General features: G+C 65.2%; 6 protein-coding genes and 1 pseudogene. 1 reads left to right on the forward strand and 6 read right to left on the reverse strand.

The window, feature by feature from the left end:
- The 4 genes and pseudogenes from ACK1U9_RS19050 to ACK1U9_RS19065 all read right to left on the reverse strand — a co-directional run.
- Positions 1-842: ABC transporter permease (locus tag ACK1U9_RS19050; protein ID WP_449110093.1), on the reverse strand; the 842-nt coding region annotated here is incomplete at its 3' end.
- Positions 839-1,855 carry an ABC transporter substrate-binding protein gene (locus tag ACK1U9_RS19055; RefSeq protein WP_085602186.1) on the reverse strand — a complete coding sequence of 339 codons (1,017 nt, stop codon included), beginning with the start codon at positions 1,853-1,855 and terminating at the stop codon, positions 839-841. The genes ACK1U9_RS19055 and ACK1U9_RS19050, both read right to left, overlap by 4 nt.
- A 105-nt stretch (positions 1,856-1,960) precedes the next feature.
- Positions 1,961-2,716, reverse strand: a complete 756-nt coding sequence (locus ACK1U9_RS19060; protein ID WP_370464244.1) for a methyl-accepting chemotaxis protein — start codon at positions 2,714-2,716, stop codon at positions 1,961-1,963.
- A gap of 102 nt (positions 2,717-2,818) precedes the next feature.
- Positions 2,819-4,198 (reverse strand): annotated as a pseudogene (locus ACK1U9_RS19065) (PDC sensor domain-containing protein); the annotation flags it as partial.
- A gap of 167 nt (positions 4,199-4,365) precedes the next feature.
- On the opposite strand from ACK1U9_RS19065, the gene ACK1U9_RS19070 reads away from it, so the two are divergent.
- The gene (locus tag ACK1U9_RS19070; protein WP_046615399.1) at positions 4,366-5,685 is read left to right on the forward strand and encodes a Na+/H+ antiporter family protein; all 1,320 of its coding nucleotides are present in this window, start codon (positions 4,366-4,368) and stop codon (positions 5,683-5,685) included.
- A 10-nt stretch (positions 5,686-5,695) separates the two neighbouring features.
- On the opposite strand, the gene ACK1U9_RS19075 is transcribed toward ACK1U9_RS19070, so the two are convergent.
- A complete protein-coding gene (locus tag ACK1U9_RS19075) occupies positions 5,696-6,703 on the reverse strand; it encodes a FecR family protein (RefSeq protein ID WP_046615398.1) in 1,008 nt (335 codons plus the stop codon).
- A gap of 23 nt (positions 6,704-6,726) precedes the next feature.
- A partial coding sequence (locus tag ACK1U9_RS19080; RefSeq protein ID WP_449110094.1) for a hypothetical protein occupies positions 6,727-6,952 on the reverse strand: 226 nt, incomplete at its 5' end.

Below are 6,952 nucleotides of genomic sequence, written 5' to 3' on the forward strand. Positions count from 1 at the left end.
GCACCACGCCCATAGGCCTGGCTGATCCGGTCGATCACCATGGCCAGGGCGACGATCGCCAGCCCGGCCTCGACGCCCTGGCCGACATTCAGAGTCTGGATCCCCGACAGCACATCCTCGCCCAGCCCGCGGGCCCCGATCATCGAAGCCACCACCACCATCGACAGGGCCATCATCACCGACTGGTTGAGCCCGGCCATGATGCTCGGCAGCGCCAGCGGCAGGGCGATGCGCCGCAACCGCTGCCAGCGGCTGGCCCCCAGGCCATGGGCGGCTTGCAGCAGCGAAGGGTCGATCTGGCTCAGGCCCAGTTCGGTCAGCCGTACCAGCGGTGGCAGGGCATAGATCAGCGTGGCGAACACGGCGGGCACCTTGCCCAGGCCGAACAGCATCAGCACCGGGATCAGGTAAACGAAGGCCGGCAAGGTCTGCATCACATCCAGTACCGGCAACAGCAACCGCTTCGCCAGCGGCCGGGCAGCCAGCAGGATGCCCAGCGGCACGCCCACCAGCACGCAGAGGCCGGTACTGACCAACACCAACGCCATGGTCTGCAGCAGTTTGTCCCACAACCCGAGCATGCCGATCAGGGCCAGCAACGCCACCAGTACCGCGCTGCGCAGCACGCTGCGGCTGGCATGCCAGGCCAGCAGGCCGACCAGCAACAGCAGCAGCCACCATGGCAGCAGGCGCAGCAGGGTTTCCAGGCCGACCAGCAGTTGCAGCAACTGGTCCGAGACGCTGCGCAGGTGATCGCCGTAATGCAGCACCAGCCAGTCGACCAGCCGGTTGATGCTGCCGGCAAAGGAAAATTGCAGGGCTTGGGGGAAGCCGCCGCTCACAGGCTGGCCTCGACCTTGGCGGCAATGTCCGCAGGCAACCAGGCTTTCCACACCTTGCGGTTGTCGCGCAGGAAGGTGAGGGCAGCGTCACGGGGCGGCGTGCGCTTTTCGCTCATGTTGGCCAGTGCCTGGTTCAGTCGGTCGATGGGCAGGTCGACCCGCTCGAACGCGCTCACCAGCTCCGGGTAACCCTCGCGAAAGGCCTTGGATACGCCGATCGACAATTTGGCCGGCAGCGAACTGCTGCCCTTGGGGTCGGGGTTGCCGGCATCGGTGAGGGTGGCCCAGGCCTGGGCATCGAACGGTGGCTCTTGCAGGCGTATGAGTTTGTATCGCCCCATCAAAGGGGTCGGGTTCCAGTAGTAGAACAGCACCGGTTGGCCACGGCGGATGGCCGAGCCGATTTCGGCATCCATTGCAGCCCCGGAGCCGCTGCGGAAATTGGTATAGAGATCATTAAGCCCGTAGGCCTTGAGTTTCTGGCTGTTGACGGTTTCGGATGTCCAGCCGCTGGGGCTATTCAGAAAACGCCCTTTGCCGGGTGACTCGGGGTCGCGGAACACCTGCGAATAACGCTGGAGGTCCTCGACGCTGCGCAGTTCCGGCGCCACGGGTTTCAGTTTGCGTGCGGCATCGCCCTCGATCACGTAGGCTGGCACCCACCAGCCTTCTTCGGCGTTCTTGACCGTGTCGCCCAACGCGAACACTTGGCCGGCCTGTTCTGCCTTGACCCAGGCGGGGCTGCGCCCGGCCCATTCCTCGGCGATTACCTGCAGGTCGTTGCGCGCCAGGGCCACTTCCATGCTGACGGTGCTGCCGGGCACGGTATCGGTGGTGTAGCCGTAGCCTCGCTCCACGATCAGCCGCAGGATCTCGGTGGTGAGGGCGCCGCTTTCCCAGCCTATGGCACCAAAGCGGATGGGCTCGCTGCGTTCTGCCGAGGCGGCGCTGTCGGTGCTGGCCAGGCCTACTGCGAGCAGCAGGCCGGCCAGCAACGTCGGGATCTTTTTCATGGGGCCTCTTGGAGTGGCGCTACTGAGTTGCCGCAAGTGTAGACGACCGGCTCCAGGCCCGGCAGGAAGGCCGCTGCACGCGATAGGCAGCGGCCTGCAAGTGACTCAGACGCGGAACTGGTCCATCAGCGCCTGTTGCTGGTTGGCCAGGCTGTTCAGCGACTGGCTGACCCGCGCCGACTCGTTGGCCTGCCCCGACAGCGACTCGGTGACATCCCGGATGGTTGCCACGTTGCTGTTGATTTCCTCCGCCACCGCGCTCTGTTCCTCGGCGGCCGAAGCGATCTGCAGGTTCATGTCGGTGATCACCGTCACTGCCTGGCCGATGCGCTGCAGCGCGGTGACAGCCTGACCAACCTGCTGCACGCCGCCCTGGGCCTGGCGGTGGCTGTTGTCCATGGCCCCGACCACTTCGCGGGTGCCGTTCTGCAAGGCCTCGATAACCTGGCGGGTTTCTTCCACCGATTCCTGGGTTCGCTGGGCCAGGTTGCGCACCTCGTCCGCGACCACGGCAAAGCCGCGGCCGGCTTCACCGGCGCGGGCCGCCTCGATGGCGGCGTTCAGCGCCAGCAGGTTGGTCTGTTCGGCGATCGAGCGGATCACCTCCAGCACCGAACCGATCTTCTCGCTGTTCTGCGCCAGGCCCTGTACCTCGGCCATGGCGTTGCTCATGTCGGCGGCCAGGGCATCGATGCTGTGGGTGGTGCGGTCGATCACCGCCAGGCCTTCGCGGGTGGCCTGGTCGGCGTCGCGGGCGGCCTGCGCGGCCTGGGCGGCGCTGCGGGCGACGTCCTGGGCGGTGGCACTCATCTCGTGCGAGGCAGTGGCCACCTGGTCGACCTGGCGGTACTGCTGCTCCATGCCAGCGCTGGTCTGGGTGGCAATTGCCGACGACTGGTCGGCGGTGCCACGGGCTGCCTGCACCGAGCGTTTGACCTCGGCGATGGTCGGCTGCAGCTTGTCGAGGAAACGGTTGAACCAGCCGGCCAGTTCGCCCAGTTCGTCCTGCTTCTGATAGGTCAGGCGGCGGGTCAGGTCACCTTCGCCGCTGGCGATGTCCTTGAGCATGCTTGCCACGCCGAGGATCGGCCGGGTAACGCCACGGGCCATCAGCCACACCATCAGCAGGCCGGCAACCGCCGCCGCCAGGCCCAGGCCAAGTTCCAGCAGGGTGCCGCTGGTGTTCAGCGCGTCCAGTTCCTGTTTCAGCGCTTCGGCCGGCCCGGTCAGGGCGTTTTCCGGCACATCCAGCAGCACGCCCCAGGGCTGGGCATCCGGGATCGGCCGGAACGCGGCCAGCACTTTCAGGCGCTGCTGGCCGTGCACGATGGTCATCTTGCCGTCGGCCAGCTTGCGCACCAGTTCGGCACCTTTGGCGGTATCGACCTGGTCGAAGCGCTGGGCCAGCTTGCTGGCATCGGCGCTGTAGCCGGCCAGCAGGCCGACCGGGCTGAGAATGCCGACCGTGGTGCGGCCTTCGTACAGGCTGCGGCTGGCCTCCTGGCTCAGGGCCTGCAGGCTGTTGAGGTTGATGTCGATGGACAGGGTGGCGATCACCTTGCCGTCGACTGCCAGGGGGAAGACGATGCTGGTCATCAGCACCTGCTGGCCATCGATGTCGTAGAAGTAGGGCTCCACCACGCACACCTTGCCGGATGTGCGCGGGCACACCCACCAGGTATTGGCAGGCTGGCCGCTGGGGCCGATCTCGGTGTTGGCCATGTCATGCTCGGGCAGGGCCATGGCCGTCAGCTGGCCGACACGTGGCTGCGACCAGTACAGGGCGAAGCGCCCGGTTTCGTTGCTGCCCAGTTCGGCCTTGCCGACAAACAGGCTGTCCTTGTTGTCCAGGGCGTTGGGCTCGAATACCAGCGACAGGCCGAGCAGCTCGGGGTTGGCCTGCAGGGCGGCGCGCACCTGGCGGGTCATGTCCTCGCGCAGGTCGAAGGCATCGAGAAAGCGCTTTTCCGCCTGCTCGCGCAGGAACAGCACCTGGCGGGCGAAACCGGCGCCGTACTGGTAGGCGTCCATGAACTGGCGGCGGATGTTCAGCGCCTGCACCTCGCCCTGCGACTCGATGCGCGACTGCGCCGACTCGGTCAGCATCTGCATGCTGCTGGCCTTGACCAGGTCCGAGCTGTGGTCCATGCGGTACAGCGACAGGCCGACGAGCAGGGTGACGATGCCGGCCAGGCAGAGACCGGCGAGCAGGGTGATCTTCCACTGGATGGAAAGTTGTCGCAAAGGCATGGGGTGGGTCCCTTTTTTTGGACAGTAAGGGTTATGGCTTTGGGGCTGGGCGGCGCTCGATCTCACAGGCGAAAGAAATCTCCAGCCAGGCATCTCCCAGCCTTCCCACCCTATCGGCCCATCCCATTTTTTCTTTATTCAAACATTCAATTTAAATTTCCGCCCTCTGTGTAATCCGCCGCAACATGGCGCTTTTGACATCTGCTGCTCACTGCTTCACAGTGCGCGCTTTTTTTCTGTCGCAATGAGGTAAGCCAACCATGAATGCAGTGATCGCCGCGGTCGGCATCATGCTGATACTCAGCCTGTCCCGCGTGCACGTGGTCATCGCCTTGATCATCGGGGCCCTGGCCGGTGGGCTGGTGGGCGGCCTGGGTATCGAGGGTACGCTCAAGGCCTTCAACGGCGGCCTCGGTGGCGGGGCCACGGTGGCCCTGTCCTATGCACTGCTGGGCGCCTTTGCCGTGGCCATCGCCAAGTCCGGCCTGGCCCATGCCCTGGCCGACCGCGCCCTGGCCATGATCGACCGCCAGGGTCATGCCAATGGCGGCAAGGTCAAATGGTTGCTGGTCGGCCTGATGCTGGTGGTGGCGGTGTCGTCGCAGAACATCCTGCCTATCCACATTGCCTTCATCCCCTTGCTGGTGCCGCCGCTGCTGTACGTGCTGACCCGCCTGCGCATCGACCGCCGCCTGATCGCCTGCGTGATCACCTTCGGCCTGATCACCCCGTACATGTTCCTGCCGGTGGGCTTTGGCAACATCTTCCTCAACGAAATCCTGCTGGCCAACGTTGCCCGCGCGGGTGTCGACGTGAGTGGCGTGAATGTCACCCACGCCATGGCCATCCCGGCGGCCGGCATGCTGGCCGGCCTGTTGCTGGCGGTATTCATCAGTTACCGCAAGAAGCGTGACTACGACCTGGCGCGCATCGAGCAGGTGGAGCAGGTGAGCGTGCAGTACAACCCGCTGACCCTGCTGGTGGCCGGGTTGGCGATTGCCTCGGCGTTCATCATCCAGTTGTGGCTGGATTCGATGATCATCGGCGCGATGGTCGGCTTCCTGATCTTTTCGCTGTCGGGCATCGTGCGCTGGAAGGACACTGACGACCTGTTCACCGAAGGCATGAAGATGATGGCCATGATCGGCTTCATCATGATTGCCGCCTCGGGCTTTGCCGATGTGATGAAGGCCACCGGTGAGGTGAACAGCCTGGTGGAAACCTCGGCGCAGTGGATCGACCACAGCAAGGGCATCGGTGCCTTGCTGATGCTGCTGGTGGGCCTGTTGGTGACCATGGGCATCGGCTCGTCGTTCTCCACCGTGCCGATCCTGGCCGCGATCTTCGTGCCGCTGTGCGTGCAGCTGGGCTTCGACCCGCTGGCCACCGTGTGCATCGTTGGTACCGCCGGCGCCCTGGGTGACGCCGGCTCGCCTGCCTCGGACTCGACCCTGGGCCCGACCTCGGGGTTGAACGTGGATGGCCAGCACCACCATATCTGGGACACCGTGGTGCCCACCTTCATCCACTACAACCTGCCACTGCTGGCGTTCGGCTGGCTGGCGGCGATGACGCTGTAGGGGGAGGGCGTCAGCCCTTGTCGGGCGGCGGCGAGATGCGGTTGAGCACGGTGCTGCCGTCCTTGCTGCGGGTCAGGTAGACCGGCAGCACCTTGGGCAGGTTGTTGACCAGGCGCCCCACCTCGCGGGTGTTGTAGATGCCGCTGATGCGGATGCGGCCGGTACTGGCGTCGGCCAGCAGCAGCGGCGCATCGAGGTATCGGTTGATTATCGGCAGGGCCTGTTCCAGGCTCAGGTTGTCGAGCACCAGCTTGCCGTCGCGCCAGGCCAGGCTGTTGCCGTAGTCGTCGCTCTGCTCCAGTTGCGGCTCGAAGTCGCCCTTGTGATAACTGGCCTGCATCCCCGGGCCCAGGCGGTAGCCACCGGCGCTGCCGTCGCTGGATACCAGCACCGAACCTTCCACCAGGGTGACCTTGACCTGGTCCTGGTACTTCCACACGTTGAACTGGGTGCCGGTAACGCGGGTCTGGCCACGACCGGCATGCACGATGAACGGGTGGCTGCTGTCGTGTTGCACCTTGAAGAACGCCTCGCCACGCTTGAGCGTGACCTGGCGCTGGTCCTTGTAGTTGAGGTAGGTGAGCTCGGTGTTGAGGTTGAGCTGCACCGTGCTGCCGTCGCTCAGCTGCACGGTCTGCATGTGCGCACCGGCTTCGAAGTGCTGATAGTGATTGGGTAGCCAGCCTTGTTCCCAGCCCACCCAGCCGGCCAGCGGCAGCACCGCCAGGGCGATCGCGGCAGCGGATGCCAGCGGCCGCCAGTTGCGCGGGCGTGCGGCCTTTTGCACGGGCGGGTTGAAGTCGATGACGGTTGCATTGCGCGGCAGCAGGTCGGCGGTTTGCCAGATTTCCAGCATCGCCTGGTATTCCTCGGCATGCCGGGGGTCGGCCGCCAGCCAGCGAGCGAACGCCTCGCGCTCTGTCACCGTGCAATCTTCGGCGTGCAGGCGCATGCACCAGTGCGCGGCGGCGTCGGTGATGGCATCGTCTGGGCTGGGATTGAGGCGGTCGTGGTTCATTGCGGCTCCGGGTTTTGCGCATTCTACCCTTGCTGGAGGGCTCCCGAGAACCGAGGTAATGGCGAATGACTATCAGTTGTGCCGGTTTTCGTCGGATTGGTGATGGTTTTCCAGCGTTTGAGAACCCTTCGCGCAGGTTCATTCAGGCTGAAATCGTTGGGGCTGCTGCGCAGCCCTTTCGCGACACAAGGCCGCTCCCACAGGTACAGCGCTGCCCGATGGGTTTGTGCGATACCAGTGGGAGCGGCC

This window comes from Pseudomonas sp. XP1, assembly GCF_053557675.1.